The organism is Sphaerochaeta sp. (assembly GCF_050256055.1).
In the GTDB taxonomy this organism is placed as follows: domain Bacteria; phylum Spirochaetota; class Spirochaetia; order Sphaerochaetales; family Sphaerochaetaceae; genus Sphaerochaeta.
This window is the reverse complement of record NZ_JBFWIJ010000029.1, coordinates 1-20,730: the sequence shown is the minus strand read 5'-3', so window position 1 is coordinate 20,730 and position 20,730 is coordinate 1. Positions and strand designations below refer to the sequence as shown.

The following is a 20,730-nucleotide window of genomic DNA, read 5'->3' as shown; positions in this document are numbered from 1 at the left end:
TGTCAGGAGATCTTGACGTCCGCCCAGGGGACGAACTTGCGGAACACATCGATGCCATCCAGCAGCTGCCCCAGCTGCTGGGAGGTAATCCTCATCACCTCACGCTCGTCGCGTGGCCATGCGAAGGTATAGCCCACCAATTTTTTCTGTATATTCCAAAATCCCGTCCCATCCCAGAGGATGCACTTGATTGAGGTCTTGGCCTTGGAGCAGAAGATGAACAGCCCACCCTGCAGGACATCCATCTTCATCTGTTCCTGGATGACACCCACCAGGCCGTCAATTGCCTTCCTGCCATCTGTGAAAACAGGGCGCAGGTAGATCGGGACATCACCGACATCCATCATAGCGACACCTCCATTTCTGAAACTGCAACAGGTCCTGAGGGGATGCCGATGAATCCTGCCAGGACAAGGCCCTTGGTGTTCTCTTCGGCTTTACGATACTTCAGTCCGCTTTTGCGACGGCGTCTGGTCCTGGTAGTCTTCTTGTACTTACCACTACGATGGTAGGCTCTTTTGCTGATTGGTTCGATTCCAAAGCTGAATGTGCTTTTTGCTGTCTGGTCCATGGGTTCCTCCATGGTCAACAGCATATCGGAGATTAGGAATGGGCGTTAGTGCGTAGTTGTACGGACTGACACCATTTAATGAGGGTATTAGGGTAACTGATTTGATAAGAAGAGAATATTGTTTCATTTTTGCTTTTATACTTACATCTTTATTGACAACTTTCCTCCTGCTCCTCGACGAGAATCAGCCGTCGCAGTATGCCTTCCTGTTTATGCTGCCACTGGTTTATTTGCTGTTATGTGTTGTGTTTGGTAAAACTATATTTAGCGTCTTTATGAAGAATATAGGAGTTACGTTCATAATTGGACAGCTTTTTATCCGAAATGTCTTAACACCATTAATAATGAAATTCGGAGGATACTATTCACTGTTTGATAATTACACTAGAGACAATGCGGTGAATAAAGCAGTTTTTCTAATGACTTATGAAATGATTGTCTGCTTTGTGGTTGTTGCTTATGTATTAAATAATAATAAGAGAGTTCATAATCGAAACAAGAGTCATGGAAAAGTGACTTTTAAAATATACGGCTTTCTTTTGCTGAGCCTTACAGGAGCCTGCGTATTGTTGTGGTTTGCATTTCCTGTTGTTCAGGGCAATTACCGTACTGTATTTGAACTATTTGCTTCAAAGATTAAGGATAACCCATATACCTACTACGACTATGTTGGCGTTGGTTCTGCAGAGCGTATTGGATCGACGCTGTTTGAATTTCTGTTTTCTTTTATTCGTATTTTGCTTCCTGCATATATTATTCAGCATATATATTACAAACACCCTGATAGAACACTTGGATTGTTTCTCTGTCTTATAGTAATAGGTTTGCAATTCCTGTTTATTAGTGGCGCAGTTGCCTATACCCTTGTTACAACGCTTGTCTTGTTTATTTTTACTGCAAATATGTACACAAAGCATAGAACTAAGCTGTATGCATATGTGAGTATAATTTGTGTAGTGTTTGTAGTAGCACTTTTTTCTTTGAAGTATGCTGAATCAACACGCTATTATGGCATGAATAGTATGTGGGAATATTTATCGCAATGGTTTAACTCATATTTTTCTGGCGTAGATAATGTCTCTGCGAGCTTTTTTTTACCGGCACATAATAAAATGCGGTCTTTCTTATATACTCTGTATACAACGATTCCCTTCAGAAACACGTTATTTCCCCTCGAAGGTGAATCTATAGTAACCTTATTTACGGGAATGAGCGGATTAGGCGGACAAATACCCTCTACCATCGGGATCGGTAACTATTACTTTACCGCGATATTTGCACCGATAATCTCAGCTATCACGACATATTTTTCTGTGCAATATAGCATACGCTACGAGTTAACTGCGAATAAATGGAAAAAAATAACATATATATATTTAGCTCTACTTATGTCTCAGTCGGTTGGTATGTATAACATTGTGATTGTGCTTACGGCATTTGTTCAACGGATAATCCCCATGTTAATCATTAGTAGCTTTGCCAGTGATGAGCATGAAAACCATAATACAGATAAAATAGGTGCGCCAATATGAAAAGCAATTACAAAGCACTCACAAGTAATACAATTGTTTTTACAGTCGGAAACATTGGTGCTAAACTTATATCCTTTTTGTTGGTACCTCTCTATACAAACGTTCTATCAACAGCAGACTACGGTATAACTGAATTAATGTTATCTTCTGTTAATTTGTTAATCCCTATTCTAACGGTCTCCATTCAAGATGCCGTTCTTCGCTTCGGGTTGGAAAAAGCGGTAAACAAAGGGGAAGTGTTGAAAAACGCAGTAATAATTCTTACTGCTTCTTCATGCTGTGTACTGCTGGCACTCCCATTGATACGCATGTACAGGGTATTAGCAGATTGGTATGTCTTTTTTGCGGTCATTACAATTCTGCAAATGTTTCGCACCGTTCTTTCTGTTTATCTTAAAGCAATTGAAAAGAACAAAGCATACGCTTTTCAAAGCCTTCTTTTTGCCATTTCTCTAGCCATGTTCAACCTGATTTTTTTGTTATGGTTTAATATGGGTATTGCAGGATACTTTTATGCAATGATTTTGGCTTTACTAATCACTATTATCTTCATTGTTATTTCTGGAGGGGTTATATACGGTGTTGCTAAATCGCAAGTAAATCGTGAACTTCTGGTAAAGATGATTCGTTTTTCGATACCCATGATATTGAATGCTATATCATGGTGGTTGGTCACTTCATCAAACAGATTTCTAATAGAACACTTCATGTCTTCAGAGGATGTAGGATTGTATTCTGCGGCAGCAAAGATACCTGCATTACTAGCAGTGTTTACAGGCATTTTCCAATCTGCTTGGACAATATCGGCTATCACAGAGTATGATTCGTCGAATAATAAGTCGTTCTTTTCAAATGTATTTTCAGCGTTTAGCTTTCTGCAGTTTATTGCATCGTCGTGCATTATAATGGTGATTCAACCATTTATGTCAATATATGTTGGGAATTCTTTCTTCTCATCTTGGATTTATGTGTCGTTTTTGTTAGTCGGTACTCTCTTCCATTCGTACTCATTTTTCTTTGGCTCCATATACACGGCTGCAAAGAAGAATGTTATGGTTGGACTAACGACCCTTTGTGGTGCAGTTGTCAGTATCATTACTAATATCATTCTAATACCCAAAGTCGGAATATGGGGAGCAGTTATCGCTACCATAATATCACATGTAAGCATAGCTGTGTTTCGTATGATCAATTCACGTAAATACTTTGCATTTACAGTCAACTATATTCGAATTCTACTGGCGACGTTAGTCCTCCTATTACAGTGCTTCATGAGTACTTTTAGCGGATACCCTGTGCTCACGTCTATACCTTGCATAGCGATAATGCTTGTTATCTATAGAAAAGACATTTCATGGGCAGCTAATCTCATCAGAAAACAGCTTCTTATGAAACACAATACAATGAGAATTGAGGTGGCAGTGATGAAAAAAGTAGGCATTGTTACATACTCGGGAAATAACAACGCGGGTTCATTTCTGCAATGCTTTGCAACGCAAAAGATACTCCAACATTTCTGTTATACTGGAGTTCTACTGCGCCGTACTGACAAAGTTGTAGTTAAGGTTGCACGCAGAATTTGGCGTGAGTTGATTTCTTTCATCAAGTGCATTTTGCATCCAAGGAACACCAAAACAATTTTGCAGAGGGGAAAGTCAGCATCTCGTGTTCAGAAAAACGATCAGGTTTCGTCAAAGTTCGAGACAAGCTTTAAGAATACTATCAATATTCTTAATATAAGTACCCTTCGTCTCCGGAAATTGGCAAAGTCTCAGGAATATATTGCCTTTATATCTGGAAGTGATCAAATCTGGAATCCATCAAGCCTTGTTCTGGATAAATATTACTTTCTGCGTTTTGTGCCACGGAAAAAACGCATCGCTTTTGCTCCGAGTTTGGGAGTGACGGAGATACCTGATTATAACAGACATGCCATTAAAAAATATGTAAGCGAATATGCAGCACTCTCTGTACGTGAAACAAGCGGCGCGATAATACTACGCGATTTGCTACAGGCTGATGTCACCGTTATACCAGATCCTGTTCTTGTACTACCAGCGTCGCAGTGGCGTGATGAGGTGAGAGACAACGGTAGTGTATTGTCGTGTGTAGCTTATAATCGAGCCAAATATGTTTTGCTGTATTTTCTTGATGAACCCAATAGCATGGCGGTTCAACTCATCAGTGAAATCAGCAATGACAATGGTATTGATATCGTTTTATTCAACTCGGATTATGAAATTCTCCATGCTACTAATAACATTACTAGAATAATAGGGAACCCTTTTGATTTTGTCGGATTAATTGATTGCGCACTACTCGTTATGACAGATTCATTTCATGCAACGGCATTTTCTGTAAAAATGAATACACCATTTTACTGCTTTCAGCGGCAGTATGGGCATGGCTTTAACCAGAGTACTCGCATTGAGTCATTCTTAAAACTAGTTGGTCACGAAAACCGTTTTATTTCTTCTCGAACAGAGTGTCCAAAAGTTGTGTCACCGTACATTCAGGACATGAATTTTGCACGCTCTAACTCAGTTCTGGATGAAGAAGCTAAAAAAGCATTGGAATATTTGAAAGCCGCTCTACAGTTGGTAACCGAATGAGTATAAAAGTGAAGCTCTGTGAGAAAGAAAAATGTACAGGATGTTCGGCATGTTATAACATTTGCCCAAACAGTGCTATCAGAATGGAAGAAGATAAAGAAGGCTTTCTCTATCCACATATATACCTAGATGTTTGTATTAGTTGCGGCTTGTGCGAACAGGTGTGCCCGTCGATAGCACGCTATAATGATGAAACTTTGACCAAACATTACAAGAAGAAAGTGTTTGCGTTGAAGCACAAGTCTGACGAAGTTAGAAAAAACAGCGCATCGGGCGGGGCGTTTTCTGCAATAACAGACTGGTTATTTGATGAATATTCAAACAATGCTATTTGTTATGGAGCGGCATATAGCGAGCATTATGATGAGGTTATTCATCGGAGCGCAGCGACGCCGAATGAACGGAAAGCATTTCGCGGTTCAAAATATATTCAAAGCAGCATAGGCAGCACTTATCGCGAGGTTTGTAACGACCTGAATAATGGGAAACATATCATCTTTACTGGTACACCATGTCAGGTTGACGGGTTGAAACATTATCTTTCAAAAACAAAAATAGATACTGAAAGACTTGTACTATGCGACATTATCTGCCACGGTGTCCCTAGCCGAAGGCTGTGGCGGGCATACCTTGACTTCCTAATAAGTGAAAACAACTCGTCGATTGTTGAAGCCGCAACTCGCAGCAAAAAGAACGGTTGGCATAAATATTCACCTTATGTTGTTTTTAGAAACGGAAAAACACGAGTTGGCGATGTGTGCCCGGATATCAGGACTTTCATGCAGTTGTTTTTTTCCTGCCTCGGGTATAGACCGTCTTGCTATCAATGCCCATACGCAAATGAATCCCGCATATCAGATATAACCATTGCTGACTTCTGGGGAATAGAGAAAACCCATCCGGAGTTGGATGATGAATTAGGTGTATCGCTCGTCCTGGTGAATACGAGGGCAGGTGGCAAGCTTATACGTGGGTTGTCAAAATATGCTGAATTGGTAGAGGAAGATTTATCAGATTGCATTGCCTATCAGAGAAACCTTCAAGAGCCTGTAAGTATGCCTCAGGACAGAGAGAAAATGTGGGTGGATTTTTACAATCATGGTTTCAAATATATAGCAATTAAATATTTTAAGTATGATTTATTGAGCAAAGCAAAGCTGCTTTTAAGACGAATAATGAGTAGCAAATTATTCTATGACCACAAATAACGGTTATTATCGGTACCAGTTAGTGCGGCCGAGCATATGTAGACAGCATCGCAATTTTCGGCATTTCTGGTAAAGCAATTTTCCGGATTGAAAAGGACACGGTTTCCCCGCCTTTTGGGAAAAGGTACTTTCAAAACGTAATTGAATTTTCGGGGTTGTTGATTACCGGGTAGCCTCGGAAGATGAGGAAGTGTTTTCATCTTCCTCAATCCTGGGAGCCTTCTCATCGATGGACATGTAGACAACATCGCAATTTTCGGCATTTCTGGTAAAGCAATTTTCCGGATTGAAAAGGACACGGTTTCCCCGCCTTTTGGGAAAAGGTACTTTCAAAACGTAATTGAATTTTCGGGGTTGTTGATTACCGGGTAGCCTCGGAAGATGAGGAAGTGTTTTCATCTTCCTCAATCCTGGGAGCCTTCTCGTCGATGGACAGCAGGGTCCCGCGACCATAAAGGATGTTGATGATCTGCAACACCTTGAAGTCGTCGCCGATCAGGTGGCGCGGCCAATCCTCAAGATGGTGATGGGTCGTGACGAACGTCGAGCGGATCTTTTTCTTGGCCTTGGGGCTGAGATGATCATCCATCCTGCTCCTGAGCAACACATAGAGGCTGTCAAGCAGATCGGCATCATGGATGTTCATGCAGGCAAAATCGTCGATGATCAGACATTCCACCTTGGTGAGCATCCGATACAGGGTATTGCTGGAGGGAAGTCTCCCATGGGTCTGCAGCACCTCCATCAGATGATGGAAGTCGATGAAACGCACCGAGCATCCCTCCCTGCACAATCGATCGCCCAATCCAATGGCGACCTTCTCCTTGCCGCAATCGGGAGGACCATACAGGATGAGATTCGGTTTCCTGTTCCTGTCGGTGAGACAATCGAATGTCATGAACCTATCATACACCTCCTTGTCCGCCTTTGACAGACAGGATGTGTCGAAATCGGAGAGGGTGGAGTGATCGGGGTATCCGGGAAGGGACGCCTCCTCCAGAAGCTTGTTGACGGTGTCGTTCTCCTTGGCGGCAATCGCATCGATGATGGAATCGGCGATCTCCTCCTGAAGCTCAGGATGTGATTCATAGAGATTGGCAAGAACGCCTCCAAGATATCGGTTGTTGAATGAGGCGATATCCTGCAGTACCTGCTTGGTGAACTTGTCAGGCATGGATGAGCTTCCAGTCAACCGAGATCTTCTGGGGCAGGTTGTCTCCAAGCCATCGGGAGATGTTGGAATGGATCGGCTTGGAACGTTTCTGCCTGAGCTTTCCTGAATTCCCGCTGTGGCAATACTGATGCCTGATATGGACGGGCAAGTCGCGCTTGCCCAGTATGACCAGCTTGCCGTCGAAGTAGCCGAAGATGGTGTCCTCAAGGTCGATTATCTTGCCCTCGATTCCGGCAAACCTGATATCGACATTGAACACCCGGCCACGGAAGGCTACGCATCCGTCCTTGGAAACCTTGGCCGTGGTATCCTCCAGATAAGGAATCCCGGGAAGCGGATTCAGGTTCTCTGATCCAAGGCGGTCATACGGAATCTCCATGGTGGTCATGTGCTCCTGGTGGTTGACCTCATCACACCACTCTATGGCCTGCTCGTTCAGATCGATTAGTGAGTGTCCTGTCTTCTTGGGAAGCAGGGGCATGAAGCTCTCCTTGAAATATTTCACAATTCTTTCGACTTTTCCTTTTTGTTCTGGTCTCCTTATCCTACAAAGAGTTATGTCAAATCCGACATAATCCGCGAAGGCAGTGAACTCGGGGATCAGCATCCGCTCGAGCGAGTTGCCGTCTTTCGTGGTAAGGCAACGATTCACGATCTGGGGCATGTTGTCAAAGAGCACTTCCTTGGTACTGCCGCCGTAATAGGCGAAGGCATGCTCGATGCATCTGATCAAGGTCATCGTGGTCATCTCGGTTACGAATTCCACATACCGCATCCTAGAGTATCCGAGGATCATGAAGAAAGCATAGATCGGTCGCTCGATGCCATCGATGGTTGCAGAGAATCCTTTGAACGAAGCCCAGTCAGCCTGGGCCTGTTGGCCGGGTGTGGTTTCATACCGGATGGCCGCCATGTCCAGACCGTACTTGATCTTCCTTACCGCCTTGGTGACCGTCGACAATGATAGACAGGCCCCGAGCCTGATGAGTTGCTGGAATATGGATGTGGCCTGCATATCTCCGCGCTGGAGCTGTTCCTTGATGAAGGTCTGGTACGGGGTGATCAGTAGATTGCCCGGGGTGGAAGTCCTTCGGTAGATATCCTTATCCTCACATCTGCTGAGTACGTTCGTGATCGTGTCGGGGTGTACGTGGTATTTCTCGGCGAGCGCCTGTTTCGTGAACAGTCCTGTTTTGTAGTCGCTACGGATGAGCGGTGCGTTTAAAGTGATCAATGTTTTCTCCTTTGGTGCGCATATCCAATCTTTAGATAAGAAATGGGGCAGCTTAATTCGATTATTAGTAGGGGATGGAGTTCTTGTCAATGAATATTTCTGAAGAATCCGACCAAAAAACAGAAAGGGCAGAGGCAAATCCGAATATTGATGTCGGCAAGGCTATAGCAACTCTGCGTCAAAATCTTCTTCTTTCCATCTCTGAGTTCTCCATGAGGACAGGATATTCTCGAGTCCATCTTAGCCGAGTAGAAGCGGGGGAGCGTAAGGTTACCCAAGAGATGATCAAGACCATCAGGAAGGTATTCCATCTTGATACATCTTGGCCAGAATTGGCTAATTTCCCAAGCAAGGACAATGACATGGGTCCTTCGGTTTCTGACCTCAAGACATTGAGCAGCATCGGAGCAACCAAGGAAAGACTGTTGGCTTTGAGAAAGGAACTTAACCTTAACCAGAAGGAATTTGCGAAACTCACAGGAATCTCGGTAGCCAATATCGAGGCCGTTGAGTTCGAAAGAAGAAAACTGACAATGCGGATGGCAAAAAGGATAGAGGACGCCTGCGGCATAGGTACTGAATGGTTGTTGCACGGGGATGAGGACGCGAAATATCATCCGTGTGGACAGAGAATGACCAGCTTCTTGAAAAAGCATCCCGAAGCCAGAAGGAAAGTATGGGAGATGATGGAGTGCGAAAACGATTGACGTGCTTTATTTTTTGGCCTATAATATCAATAATCTGAACAATAATAATATTAAAAACAAGAACTATAATGATATATGAAATGGAGTGAAATAGCATATGGACGACCTGAATTCCTTGTTGAAAACCGCAGTCGATGAGACCTCGCATGTATGGGAAGGGGAGACCTTCCTGGTGAAGGATCTGTTCAAGGGGTATGAGTGGAACCGTATTCCCAAGGGAGACCGACTCATGCTGGGCTCCATGTTCCTCAGCTACATCAACGCACATGATTGCCATGTGTCCATTGCCGATAAAGGAGCCTCGGGGCAGCAGAGGTATAAGAAGCATTGAATCCGGGACCCTGGGTTGGTTTGATGATTTGGATCCGGTGATTTCAATCGCGTATCGGACTATCAGAATAGGCAATGAACGTATCGTTGCGCCGGATCATATGCTGAATGAATTGATTCCCAAAGGTACGGATCGCTCGTTCGATGCGATGTTCCCCGGCGCACGAAAGGAAGATTACGGCTTCACGTTGCTCGAGGCAACATATCTTGGATTAGCTGACAAGCATGGATTCCTTGCAAAATTTCAAGAAAGGGTTGCAGAACTCATCAATTTGGTATAGGAAATACGTCTGAGCGTGCAATGGAAGTTTAACCCACATGCTTGACCACGACCATATGGAGGGAAATGTAAGATACATGATAACACCTACACCCAAAAAACGCAAAACCACAGCGATCATCGAAGAATCCCACATGGATCAGATCAAGGCTTTCGTACAAGGAGCTGTGTACTGCTACTGCAATGTTGCCGACCAGGGATCAAAGTTCTCGGCGCGCGACCTGTTCGGTGCATATGACAGCCTATGGAGCACAACCCCATTGATGGTCTTGCATCAATGGCATACGGATAACGATGCTGACGACCCGGCAGGAATGGCGGGAAAGGACCTTGGATGGATCCTGCTCGATGTCCTCGATAGTGATGTCCGGCAATTCCGCAAGAGCAAGGAAGTCGTCAATGTCTATGAATGGCTGCCCTCTGAGCGAGTGGGAGTCTGATCAGATCAGGGTGGAAGCCACCCACGTTGAGGCCAATTTTCTTGCTTAGACCATCATAGGGGACTTTTACTCAAATTTGAGTAACTCAATACATGCTTCAGTTCGCCTTTCTCATCACATCAGGCGGGATAACCCCGCACCTGGGACAGCCGATGTTAAGAGAGTGTCCCAATACTGTCCCAAGATGCAACTCATGCCATCACAATACATACGCAAGGCTTTGGGACAGTGGGACAAGAACTCATATAACATGAGTATTTCTGATAGAAGAGGGATGGAAGCAACACGAGCACCCGTATACGCGCATATACCTGTATAGGTATAGGGCGTACTGTCCTGTCTGTCCAGACTGTCCCCGCTGCGGGTGTACACAAGTGGCGTTCACGACACAACTTCTACCCTTATATTCGGAATGGCTTTTCCAGAGAGGAGGATCCCATAAGCCAATGCCTACCCGCGTTACCATATATAAGGAAAAAGTTGTTCAGTTGTGTTGCTTGTGCACACAAGGGGGCGATGTCGTATCCGTCGATTGGCTTGGATGCAACACTTTTGCTCAATTTTGCGCTAAAGTATCGCCTCCATGAGTATCATGTCGTCAGGGCCTTGTTGAGCGCTGTACCCATCAGCGTGAATGCTCCATCCTCAGGCGAGGGGGCTCCAGCGGGATCATTGCGATCCTTCCCAAGCTCGGGTGGATGCGCAAGGAGGCCAAGGAGCGCCTGGCACTGTACGGACTGTAGTTTGTATTCACCCCGCCGGTAGTCGAAGAGGTTCTTGGGAACTAGCGACTCTCTCGGGAACAACACACCAGCTGTTCCCATGTTCCCGCAAAGGCAGCGGGTACATCACATGAACTGTTGCCGAATCTACAATTACGGAGGATATGTTCCTGGGTTCCTGAAATATCATTTGTCATCAATACCAAGAATATATGGGGAGAATGCCGGTGCGGCATGCCCGAATGTGCATGTACACGCGTATAGGAGCTTTTCGGCCCCTGGGTACAGCGTTCGGAACAATCGTCGATTCGTTCCCTGCTCGTTCCAAAGTTGGTTCCATCCGATATCAGCAAAATAGCCATGCCGGATGCCGGTTCTGGTGATTATGGAACGATGGAACAAGAATCCCCCCTATGGGACTCTAGGTGGAATGGGAGGATGATGAGTGAGTACAGGAGCGCGTACACACACGTATACATATATAGGAAGTCATGGTTCCGCTCGTTCCTTCGTTCCATGGTGGAGTGGGTTGTCCCATGGTTTTGGTATATTCTTCGAAATCGACCGTCACCCGATGAAGGAGCTATGTTCAGAACCAGTTGTACCTTTGCATGAAGCAGCTACTGCAATGATGAGGCCTCCCAAGGTTCCAAAGTCTCATGATGATACCTTGGAACCAAGGATACACCCGCTGACAAAAATGAATCCACGCATCAACCAACGTGAGCTTTCCCGGCAACCGTATATATGAAGCGTGCAATGGTTGGTGTGGTAGACGGTTCGCCTTGGCGCGGTGTTCCTCTCTACTATTTCTGGAATCGACCTGCATTGACCTGCACATTGCCACAGTGTGCAGGTCGGGAAAGTCATATAGAGAACTTCGCATTAGGGGATTTTTTAGAGAAAAAGTAGCCTATAGAGGGTTTTAGGAACAGAGCTTCACGACCTGCACCACCATGATCCAGACAAGAAGTCGCGTGAACGGTCCATGAAGGGCCTCGTCGAATGTATTCAGTTGGCCGTCCACTTGCGCACGTCCTGCTTGAGCCAGGCGGTGTACTCCTCGAGCGGACAATCGCCTTCACGCACCTCCTGCAGGCGCCGCTTGGCCTCATCGCGCCAGGCTGAGAACCCGGCCTCGCTCATCGTGCCCCGTCTCTGGCGGGCATAGAAGGTCTTGTAGGCGGCGTTGTAGGCCTTCAGGGCGGCATCTTCTTCCATCAGCCTGGAGAATGATTGCCTGGGTCCGATCACGTCGCAGGGAGCGCTCTCACCCACTGCGGTGCGGCTGCAATACTCGATGGTGGACTTCTCCGCCAGGAAGTAGCGGCCGCAGTGCCGGCAGCGTTTGACCGAAGTGCTCTCGCCCGCCATCAGGCGCACCTCGAGGGCCAGCAGGTGCGCAAAGTCGTGCACCTCGTATTCGCTGAACAGCGCAACCTCATCACTTGCTTCGGCCTTCTCGATCTCTCCCTTCAGGTATCGGTCCAGCTCGCCATCCAACTCGATGGCATCCCCATCGAGTTCCCTGAAGGCCTGTGCGAATTCCTTCTTCTCCTCGCTCTCCTCTTGCCAGCTGAGGATGTCCCCGGGTCGCTGGACGTAGGTACCGAGAGAGAGGATCCCGCGGCGGGGTCTGCTCCATGAGAAGTGCTCGGTGAAGACCAGGTCGCTTGAGATGCCGCCTGGGTTGAAGACCCGGCGGTACAGGCGGCAGCGCTCGTCTATGGTCATCTTGGAAAAGCGTGATGCAGAGGCATCCAGGATCCAGTACAGCCAGAGCCTGAGCTGCTTCTGCAGGCGCACCAGGTGCACATGGCCTCCAATCAGGGCTTTCGTATCACGCTTCTCATAGATGCGGTATTGGGCTTCAAGCAGCTCCTCCCGCGGTTTGATGCGCCCTCGGGCGATGCCGTGATGGAAGATGGGATCCGTCAGGTGTGTGGCTGCCTTACGGTACTGCTCCCTGGTCAGCTCGATGCGGCGGTGGATCAGCAATGCGTTCAGGTAATCGAGGAGCATGGTGGACAGGCTGTCCAGGTACGAGTCGTTACCCAGCAGGGGATGCATCTCGCGCGCCCGTTCCTGCAGCCCGTCGGCCATGGCAGACTGGATTCCTTCGCCGATGCATTCAGCAGTGGCCTTGTCGATCCTGCTTTCGAAGAAGGAGGTGAAGGCCTGTTGGAACGGAGCGAGGTCGGCCTCGACAAAATCGAAGAGCTCCTGGTGGTCGCCGCTTTGAAGCACCACATCCCCGTAGGGCGTACAAGCCGAGTATCCCGTCTGTTGCGGCCTGATCAGCAGCATGGCCTTCTCCTCCCATACAAATGCAAACGGGAGAACCATTCCTCCCTGTCCCGAATGTAGCGCGCATTGCGGGGCCTGTCAAGAAAAATCGAATGTCGAGAGCGATAAATATAAAAACGGTACTTTTAACTATTGACCCGATATTCCGGTCCTGCTATAGTAAAGTCGTAAGCTGAAAAATCTATACACAACTCACGACATTAACAAGGAGGGCCCGCACATGAACCTACAGTATTGCAGGTCGGTCTGGACGGCCAAGATGGAACTCAGGTCCCTGCAGGACGAGCTCGAGGGGTGCGTGGGACGCGGGTCACCGTCTCCCATGGGCATGCGCATGGGTGGGGGAACCCACGGCGATCCGACCGCAGGCAGTGCGATCAGGCGCGAAGCATTGAGGCGAAGGATCGAGTGGATGATCGAGCGCTGCGAGACGATCATCGACCGGGCGGAGGATGAGCTGGAAATGGTGCAGGATGCGGAGTTCCGTGCCCTGCTCAGGTGGCGGCATTTCTTCCACCGCTCGTGGCGCGATATCGCGGGCGAGTATCCCAACCGCCTCTCGGCTGATGCGATCAAGAAACGCTACCAGCGCTTCTGCACCGAGTACGGCATCGAGGTGAACGATGATGAGGTCCGCTCGGGAACCTTCATGAAGGAGGCATATGCCTATGGAACCTCTTGAGTATTTCAAGCTCCTGTACGGCCCGCTCCCGCCCGATGCACACCTCACCCTTTCCTGGTTCGTCGGGAAACGCTGTCGCAGCAAGCGATTCAAGCGGGGGGACCTGGATGCGTTCGTAGAGAAGGCACTGAGGCTGGGAGAACAGCACAACACCTTCTACAGCTGCGCTCCGACCGATTTGCCGTTGGAGAGCACCGCACGGGGTTCGAACGAGCAGGTGACGGCCATGATGGCCTTCCATACCGACATCGACCTGGTGAGCCTGGCCGCCCACGCACAGCGCGAGCTCCCGGCGACACTGGATGAGATCAAGGCCTTCGTCAACGGGGTGCTGCCCCCTCCGACGGTGATCATCTTCACCGGACACGGGGTGCACCTCATCTACATCCTCGCGGCACCGATGTACATCACCGATGACGCGTCCAGGAAACGGGCGATCGAGGTGCAGCAGGCATTTTTCCGGTATGTGGGTTCCAAGGCCTCCCTGCGCGGCTGGAAGATCGACAATTGCAGCGACCTTGCCAGGATGCTGCGATTTCCCGGCACGATGAACCTCAAGGACAGTGAGCACCCGGTGCGCTGCGGGATCCAGGAGATGGGCGGCCACTTGTACACCATGGAGGAGCTGCAGCCGTATCTGATGTTCCCGGAAACCAAGGACGCTCCTGCGGCCTCGCCAGTGGTGCAGAATGGCGACAAGGAATATCCCGAGGCGCTGGAGGCCTCGCGCATCCATGAAGGGTGTATGGTCATCAGGGATCTGATGGAGCACCCCGAGAAACAGACCGAGCCGCTGTGGAAAGCATCGATCGACAACCTCTGCCTGGCATCGGACGGGGTGGAGGCGTGCCATGAGTTCAGCCGCGGCTACAGCGGGTATTCGTTCGAGGAGACCGGGCGCAAGATCGCCCATGCCCAAAGGAGCCGGAAGCCGTGCACCTGCGATCATTTTCGCACACTCGGTGCGGCGTGTCCCGAAGGCGGCTGCGGCGTCAAGGCTCCCATCGTATTCGTCCTTCCCACCGCGTTCGATCGGATCCAGAGCCTGCTTATGCAAGAGAAGCTGGATCCGGCGCAGTTGCTTGAGGAAGACAATATGGAGTTGCTTGCGATCGCCAAGGACCGGTATCCCACCGAGTACGCCTATCTGAAGGTGAAGCTGAAGAAAGCCGGATTTGGCCTGCGCGATATCGAGCGGGCGGTCAGGCAGACCAGGGAACGCCTATACCAAGCGAGTGCCGAGGATGATTTCATCGATGAACCCAACGAGATCGCTCTTGATGGCCTGGACCTTGGCGGGATGATGGATCCTCCGAGCTACCATGTGAGCATGGAAGGGGGTGTGCGGTCGTTCCATAAGGAGGATGGCGAAACCCTGAGTGGAGTGCTGTGCAGTCGTCCGGTCGTGATCACGCGCATCATGGAGAATGTCGATACCGGCTGTGAGCGCATGGAGCTCGCATTCTTACGTAGTGGCCGCATCAAGCATCTGGTCGCACAGCGCTCCGAGCTGCTGAACAAGAACTCGCTGGTCAAGTACGCGGATACCGGACTGCCGGTGACTTCGGACAACCATGAAGGAATGGTACGATACCTCAATGCCTTCGAGGTTGCCAACCAGGAGGTGATCCCGGTATCGCGCAGCCTGGGCCGCATAGGGTGGCTCTCCGGCTTCAAGGAATTCTATCCCTGCCATTACCAAGGACAGATCGTCTTCGAGGATGCCGACCAGGACCTGATCAAGGCGATCGGCGAGCAAGGTGACTATGACGTATGGAAACAGACGGCGTTGAAGCTCAGGGAGAATCCCATCTCCCGGGCGATGCTGAACGCTGCGGCGGCCTCGGTGCTGCTGGAGCCGCTGAAGCTGAGGATCTTCATCCTGCACAGCTGGTTCTCCTCGCGTAGCGGCAAGACCGCTGCCTTGAAGTTCGCACTCTCCTTCTGGGGGGATCCGATGAAGATGATCGGCAATTTCAACAGTACCGCTGTCGGCCTGGAGCGGCGGGCTGGCATGCTCAAGCACCTGCCGCTGGGAATCGATGAATTGCAGCAGATGGCACGGAATCTCACCCCCGCGATGGCGGTCTACCAGTTGGGAAACGGTCAGGGCAAGACCCGGGGCATGAAAAACGGAGGATTGCAGGAGACTGCAACCTGGCGAAACAGCATCATGACCACCGGAGAGGAGCCGCTGAGCAACGAGAACTCCATGGACGGGGTGATCAGCCGCGCGATCGAGCTCTACGGGGCCCCGATCGACGATCCCGAGTTCGGTCGCCTGGTGCACCAGGTCTCTGAGGCCAATTATGGATTCGCCGGAAGGATCTACATCAGGTATGTGATCGACCACATGCTCTCTCAGAAGGGAAAACTGGAATCTGACTACCATGATATGCGCACTCATCTCAAAGAGGCCTTCGATGCGAAGGATCTGGGTGAAGCAGGGGTGCACCTGGACAGCATCGCGGCCATGTGCCTGGCGGACAGGTATGTCAGCGAATGCATCTTCAGTGATGCGGCGGTCTCGATCGAGACGATCATCAGGGAGGTGATCGACGTAGGGGTTGCCGTGCTGGTGAATGTGAAGGAGCAGGAGAAGGAGGACAGCACCGAGCGGGCGTGGAGTTTTGTACAGGGGTGGGTGGCTTCCAACCGCAACTGTTTCAAGGCCCATTCGACCCCGCGGTATGGGAAACTGGAAAAGGATGGGGTGTACATCACCATCAACATCCTCAGGGAGGCCATGGAGAAGGCCGGATACTCGTATGCAAAGTGCGTCAGGGGCTTTGTGGACCGGGGTCATCTGAAGCTGTTCCAGGACGGATCGAAAAAGGGCACCACGCACCAACTGCAGAAGAAGATAAACGGCATGAACAACCGCGTGGTGTGTGCCAACATCATGGTGGGGGCCGTCGAGGATGATTGTTCGGAATTCCTGGACGAGGAAGAGAGCTTCTTTGGACGCCATCAGGTGGGTGGGTAACGAAGTAACACCGTTTTTTCACATATACCCATGCTATAGGAGAAAAAAAACATGAGGGGTGCCACACGCCACGCCGCAGGTGGGAATTGGCGGGTGGGAGTATACTATTGTTATTTCCCTATACGAGCATATCGATTCTACGTTACTTATGTTACCTATAGGATACCATCAGTATAATTGCTTTCAATAGAATTACATGGATAAGGTAACGTTGTGGTAGCATACCAGTTTTTCAAGGTTACCTTTTTGGGGATTTGGGCGGTCAGGGCTTCGGTGGCAAAGCCCGTGCGGTTTCAGCCCGGCTCGGCACGCCATCCGATCCATCCCCCAACAAAGGCCTTTCCAGGCAGGTAACACCCGATGGTACCGCTGGGGAGGCCTTTTACGTTACGCCTCGGGGCACGGACTAATCAACACACACATCAACAGGAGACAGACACAGTATGTTCATCAAGGCATTCGACAAGGATTTGAAAGGATATGGAGGGTTTCAGTTTGCGGTGGGGGAAACCTACACCACGGAACAGGAACACCCCTGGGATTGGTTCAACTACGGGGACAAGGCGAGCACGACGCTGTGCTTCTATCACAAGCCGGACTCGCGCTTCTGTGAGGTGCAGCCGCTGGGCAAGATCTACAAGATGCGTCAACGGGACTGCATCCGCATCACCGCCCATAGCAGCAACTCACTCAAGATCGTCAGGGAGCTGGGCTGCGACGAGGTATACGCCATGCTGCTGGAGGAGAATTGCCCGTGGTGGCTCACCAACTGCCTGATGCCGCCCTTCGAGGTGATGGCGCAGTATGGCAACCGCATACGCGGCAAGTGGGTGATCAGGGAAATCATCAAGGATCGTGACGATTTCACCCTCGAGCAGAAATATGCGCTGCTTCCCAAGAAATACCATGCGAGGGCCCGCTACCACGACATGACGATGGCCATTGTCAAGCAGCACCAACAGCGCGCCGGCTCGTGATCCTATTAGGCAGCAGGCTGAAGGAATCACAGATGACCAGGAGGTAGAGAAGATATGTTCATCAAGGCATTCGACAAAGATCTGAGGGGGTGCGAGAGCTTCCAGTTCGAGGTGGGAAGGACCTACACGACCAAGGCCGACAATCCGGTGACATGGTTCCATTATGGCGACAAGGCGACCACGGCATTATGCTTCTATCCCAAGGAAGACACACGATTCTGCATCGTCGAGCCGTTGGGAAGGACGCACAAGCGGTACCATCACCAGTTTGTTGCGGTGACAAGCCATGCCACCGATGCTATCAGGATAGTGAGGGAACTCTCCCGTGACGAGGTGTGCCGCCTGCTTCTCGAGGAAAACTGCCCGTGGTGGCTCGCCAATCGCCTGAAGCCTCCGTTCGAGGTGATGGCGCAGTACGGAAACTGCTTGCGCGGAGAATTTGCAGTCCGCGAGATTCTTGCGACACGTCACGATTTTACGATAGAGCAGCATTTGGCATTGCTTCCCAAAAAGCATCACATGATTGTGTACAAATATCACTATAGGAGGGTGGTAGCCATGCAAAAGCTACAATGCGCAGAAACGCTGGCGCAACCGTCAGCAGGTGGTGCCGGGGTGGGGGGCCCCTAGGGGGGTGCAAATCTCTGGGAGGCAAGAGCCTTATAGCGTGCGGCTCCCCACACGCGAAAAAACAGCGAATTCGAACGGGGGTATAGCCCCCTCGATACAACAGATGAAGGAGGCCTCTGATGGCCAAGGACGGAACGAACCGCGGCGGTGCCCAGATCGGCGCCGGCCGCAAACCCAAGGCGCTCGCCGAGAAGATTGCCAACGGCAATCCCGGGGGCAGGAAACTGAAGATGCTGGATCTGGGCAGGGATGCCTCGGATCTCGAGGGCTCCGACATGCCCCCGGTGAAGGAATTCATGAAGGAAGCCCAGCGCAGCGGCCTGGACCTGTGCGCCGAGGAGGTGTTCAACGAGACCTACCTGTGGCTGAAGAAACTCGGGTGCGAGGAGCTGATATCGACTCGGATGCTCGATGAGTACGCCATGTCGGTGGCCCGCTGGATCCAGTGCGAGATGGCCATCAGCCAGTTCGGCTTTCTGGCAAAGCATCCGACAACCGGGGCTGCGATCCCCAGTCCGTATGTCGCCATGGCCCAGTCCTTCATGAAGCAGATCAACCAGAGCTGGTACCACATCTACCAGATCGTGAAGGAGAACTGCACCAGGACGATCCAGAGCAACGATCCCCGCGACGACATGATGGAGCGACTGCTCACCCAAAAGCCCTGGAAGTGATCTTTGCTCTGTTTTTCTCCCGATCTTTTCCGCATGAACCAGGTGTGTGTGGCATCGGGGGAAGCGGGGGACTTGCTGTTCGAGCGGGGCCGAGCGGTCAATGCTTCCAAAGCAGGAGGATGTATATGGATGGGATGGGCAGGAAACGGCTTGCTGTTCTCAGGCGCCGGTACCCACAGGGGTGTCTGGTCGAGTTGGTCAGCATGGATGGCTGGCACGCTGTGCCAAAGGGTACCAAGGGGACGATGGTCCACGTTGCGCCGCGGGAACCATCCACACCGCAGGGGAAACCGGCTCGACTTTGGGGGTGGTGCCGATCATCGATATGGTCAAGAAGCTGGACCTCCAAGATTTCATGACGGCGTCGAAAGACACACCAGCGACACAATGCTACTGCTTCGCCAGGATATTCTCGCAGAACTCCTCAAGCCGCCTCCGATGTGAAGGATAGTTCTCTTCGGTGATCTTCACGAAGCAGATCTCCCCTGCGACGGAGGCAGTCGGCAACAGCTTCCGCATGGTGGCGAAGCACCTCTTGAACGAGCCTCCGTTATTCGTGGCGACCAGGAACACCTGCTTGCCATCGAACGAATGGCTGGAAAGGAAAGAACGCACGGGGGAGCTGAGATTCCCGGCCCATACGGGTGTTGCGATGACGAAGGTGTCATACGCTTCCAGATCCAAGTTCGATGTAACCAAGGCCGGCTTATCGCGGAAGACCGAGCTTTTGCCCGCCCGGAAATACTTGGGAAACGTGTTTGCATTCGAGAATTCCTTTTGCAACCGCAAACGTATCGCAGGGCAATCCAATCGTTCGCTGATCTTTGTGGCGACGAGGTGGGTATGCCCGTCCAGCGAATAGTAGACCACAGCCGTCTTGTCCATGTGCATGCTCCTTATGGATCCATATTACCACGGCTTGCGATGGTACTGCGAAGGAAAACAGCAGGAAATTTTTCGCCAAGGACGACGGACAGGGGGGCTGTCGGCTCGGATTTGGCGAAGACTTTCCTACTGTAGAAATAGTGTATCTTATCTTGATATATACACTTGCTATATATCCCCCCTTGAGTGATTACTACAGTACGAAGAAAAGCACACCAAAGGGAGGCAGACGATGGACAAGACGGCACACTTCGGGATCGAGATCGAGATGACGGGGCTTACGCGCAGGGACGCTGCACAGGCCGCCCTGGCGGTGCTCGGCGGGGAGCTGAACTACAGCGGCTCCTGCTGTGACACCTACGAGCTCAGGGAGGCGGACGGCAGGATCTGGAAGTTCACGATGGACGGCTCGATCCGGTGCGAGACCAGGAGAGGCGGAACAAGGGAAAGCGCCTCACGGCTCTACAGCGTCGAGCTGGTCAGCCCGATCCTCACCTACGAGGGTGACATCGGGAGACTGCAGGAGGTCATCAGGGCGCTGCGCAAGGCAGGGGCCTTCACCAACAACTCCTGCGGCATCCACATCCACCTCGACGGAGGGGACCACACACCCCGCTCGATCCGCAACTTCGTGAACATCATCTACGCACGAGACGACCTCTTCTACAAGGCCCTCGGCATCGAGGCCAACCGCTCCCACTACTGCAGGAAGATGGACGGGCAGCTTGTGGCCACCATGAACCGCAGGAAGCCGACCACCTTTGCCGAGATCGAGGAGA

The 20,730-nt window shown here is 50.4% G+C and carries 21 protein-coding genes; 14 read left to right on the top strand and 7 right to left on the bottom strand.

The annotated features are described in order from the left end of the window. Positions 1–2 precede the first annotated feature (2 nt). Both tnpB and AB7C91_RS11220 read right to left on the bottom strand, forming a co-directional pair. Positions 3–347, bottom strand: a complete 345-nt coding sequence (tnpB, locus tag AB7C91_RS11225) for an IS66 family insertion sequence element accessory protein TnpB (RefSeq protein ID WP_428591492.1) — start codon at positions 345–347, stop codon at positions 3–5. Beyond that, positions 344–571: a hypothetical protein gene (locus AB7C91_RS11220; RefSeq protein ID WP_428591489.1), complete on the bottom strand. Its 228-nt coding sequence runs from the start codon at positions 569–571 to the stop codon at positions 344–346. Before AB7C91_RS11220 ends, tnpB begins: the two co-directional genes overlap by 4 nt. 398 nt (positions 572–969) lie before the next feature. On the opposite strand from AB7C91_RS11220, the gene AB7C91_RS11215 reads away from it, so the two are divergent. Genes AB7C91_RS11215 through AB7C91_RS11205 form a run of 3 tightly spaced genes read left to right on the top strand, consistent with a single transcriptional unit; the run spans position 970 to position 5,923 of the window. Continuing rightward, positions 970–2,103 (top strand): hypothetical protein, encoded by a 1,134-nt coding sequence (locus AB7C91_RS11215; RefSeq protein ID WP_428591486.1) that lies wholly within the window; start codon positions 970–972, stop codon positions 2,101–2,103. Then, positions 2,100–4,715 carry a polysaccharide pyruvyl transferase family protein gene (locus AB7C91_RS11210; protein ID WP_428591483.1) on the top strand — a complete coding sequence of 872 codons (2,616 nt, stop codon included), beginning with the start codon at positions 2,100–2,102 and terminating at the stop codon, positions 4,713–4,715. Before AB7C91_RS11215 ends, AB7C91_RS11210 begins: the two co-directional genes overlap by 4 nt. Further along, positions 4,712–5,923, top strand: a complete 1,212-nt coding sequence (locus tag AB7C91_RS11205) for a Coenzyme F420 hydrogenase/dehydrogenase, beta subunit C-terminal domain (protein ID WP_428591480.1) — start codon at positions 4,712–4,714, stop codon at positions 5,921–5,923. Before AB7C91_RS11210 ends, AB7C91_RS11205 begins: the two co-directional genes overlap by 4 nt. 361 nt (positions 5,924–6,284) lie before the next feature. Here AB7C91_RS11205 and AB7C91_RS11200 read toward each other — a convergent pair whose 3' ends face one another. Next, on the bottom strand, positions 6,285–7,097 hold the full coding sequence (locus AB7C91_RS11200) for an ATP-binding protein (RefSeq protein ID WP_428591477.1): 813 nt from the start codon (positions 7,095–7,097) through the stop codon (positions 6,285–6,287). After that, positions 7,090–8,331, bottom strand: coding sequence for an IS21 family transposase (gene istA / locus AB7C91_RS11195; protein WP_428591474.1), 1,242 nt, complete (start codon positions 8,329–8,331; stop codon positions 7,090–7,092). Before istA ends, AB7C91_RS11200 begins: the two co-directional genes overlap by 8 nt. Before the next feature lie 89 nt (positions 8,332–8,420). On the opposite strand from istA, the gene AB7C91_RS11190 reads away from it, so the two are divergent. The 4 genes from AB7C91_RS11190 (at position 8,421) to AB7C91_RS11175 (ending at position 10,088) form a co-directional block, all read left to right on the top strand. Then, positions 8,421–9,038: a helix-turn-helix domain-containing protein gene (locus AB7C91_RS11190; protein WP_428591471.1), complete on the top strand. Its 618-nt coding sequence runs from the start codon at positions 8,421–8,423 to the stop codon at positions 9,036–9,038. Positions 9,039–9,135: 97 nt separating this feature from the next. Beyond that, positions 9,136–9,369: a single-stranded DNA-binding protein gene (locus AB7C91_RS11185; protein WP_428591468.1), complete on the top strand. Its 234-nt coding sequence runs from the start codon at positions 9,136–9,138 to the stop codon at positions 9,367–9,369. 100 nt (positions 9,370–9,469) lie between these two features. Continuing rightward, positions 9,470–9,649 carry a hypothetical protein gene (locus AB7C91_RS11180; RefSeq protein ID WP_428591466.1) on the top strand — a complete coding sequence of 60 codons (180 nt, stop codon included), beginning with the start codon at positions 9,470–9,472 and terminating at the stop codon, positions 9,647–9,649. A gap of 76 nt (positions 9,650–9,725) precedes the next feature. After that, entirely contained in the window at positions 9,726–10,088 is a 363-nt protein-coding gene (locus AB7C91_RS11175; RefSeq protein WP_428591463.1) for a hypothetical protein, read from the top strand. A gap of 590 nt (positions 10,089–10,678) precedes the next feature. Here AB7C91_RS11175 and AB7C91_RS11170 read toward each other — a convergent pair. Further along, the gene (locus AB7C91_RS11170) at positions 10,679–10,897 is read right to left on the bottom strand and encodes a hypothetical protein (protein WP_428591460.1); all 219 of its coding nucleotides are present in this window, start codon (positions 10,895–10,897) and stop codon (positions 10,679–10,681) included. 924 nt (positions 10,898–11,821) lie between these two features. Next, positions 11,822–13,117, bottom strand: coding sequence for a DUF6076 domain-containing protein (locus tag AB7C91_RS11165; RefSeq protein ID WP_428591457.1), 1,296 nt, complete (start codon positions 13,115–13,117; stop codon positions 11,822–11,824). Between the two features lie 298 nt (positions 13,118–13,415). Between AB7C91_RS11165 and AB7C91_RS11160 the strand changes: the two genes are divergently transcribed. The 6 genes from AB7C91_RS11160 to AB7C91_RS11135 all read left to right on the top strand — a co-directional run bounded on the left by AB7C91_RS11160 (position 13,416) and on the right by AB7C91_RS11135 (position 19,425). Then, positions 13,416–13,799 (top strand): hypothetical protein, encoded by a 384-nt coding sequence (locus tag AB7C91_RS11160; RefSeq protein ID WP_428591453.1) that lies wholly within the window; start codon positions 13,416–13,418, stop codon positions 13,797–13,799. Continuing rightward, positions 13,786–16,785, top strand: coding sequence for a DUF927 domain-containing protein (locus AB7C91_RS11155; RefSeq protein WP_428591450.1), 3,000 nt, complete (start codon positions 13,786–13,788; stop codon positions 16,783–16,785). The genes AB7C91_RS11160 and AB7C91_RS11155 overlap by 14 nt, the downstream gene beginning before the upstream one ends. A 443-nt stretch (positions 16,786–17,228) precedes the next feature. Continuing rightward, on the top strand, positions 17,229–17,762 hold the full coding sequence (locus tag AB7C91_RS11150) for a DUF7666 domain-containing protein (protein ID WP_428591447.1): 534 nt from the start codon (positions 17,229–17,231) through the stop codon (positions 17,760–17,762). 54 nt (positions 17,763–17,816) lie between these two features. Next, a complete protein-coding gene (locus tag AB7C91_RS11145) occupies positions 17,817–18,392 on the top strand; it encodes a DUF7666 domain-containing protein (protein ID WP_428591444.1) in 576 nt (191 codons plus the stop codon). 119 nt (positions 18,393–18,511) lie between these two features. Then, positions 18,512–19,066 (top strand): P27 family phage terminase small subunit, encoded by a 555-nt coding sequence (locus tag AB7C91_RS11140; protein WP_428591441.1) that lies wholly within the window; start codon positions 18,512–18,514, stop codon positions 19,064–19,066. A 119-nt stretch (positions 19,067–19,185) separates the two neighbouring features. Continuing rightward, positions 19,186–19,425: a DUF4314 domain-containing protein gene (locus tag AB7C91_RS11135; RefSeq protein WP_428591438.1), complete on the top strand. Its 240-nt coding sequence runs from the start codon at positions 19,186–19,188 to the stop codon at positions 19,423–19,425. Between the two features lie 31 nt (positions 19,426–19,456). On the opposite strand, the gene AB7C91_RS11130 is transcribed toward AB7C91_RS11135, so the two are convergent. Beyond that, positions 19,457–19,951: a flavodoxin family protein gene (locus AB7C91_RS11130; protein ID WP_428591435.1), complete on the bottom strand. Its 495-nt coding sequence runs from the start codon at positions 19,949–19,951 to the stop codon at positions 19,457–19,459. Positions 19,952–20,183: 232 nt separating this feature from the next. Here AB7C91_RS11130 and AB7C91_RS11125 point away from each other — a divergent pair. Next, the coding region (locus AB7C91_RS11125) for an amidoligase family protein (protein WP_428591432.1) at positions 20,184–20,730 on the top strand (547 nt) is incomplete at its 3' end.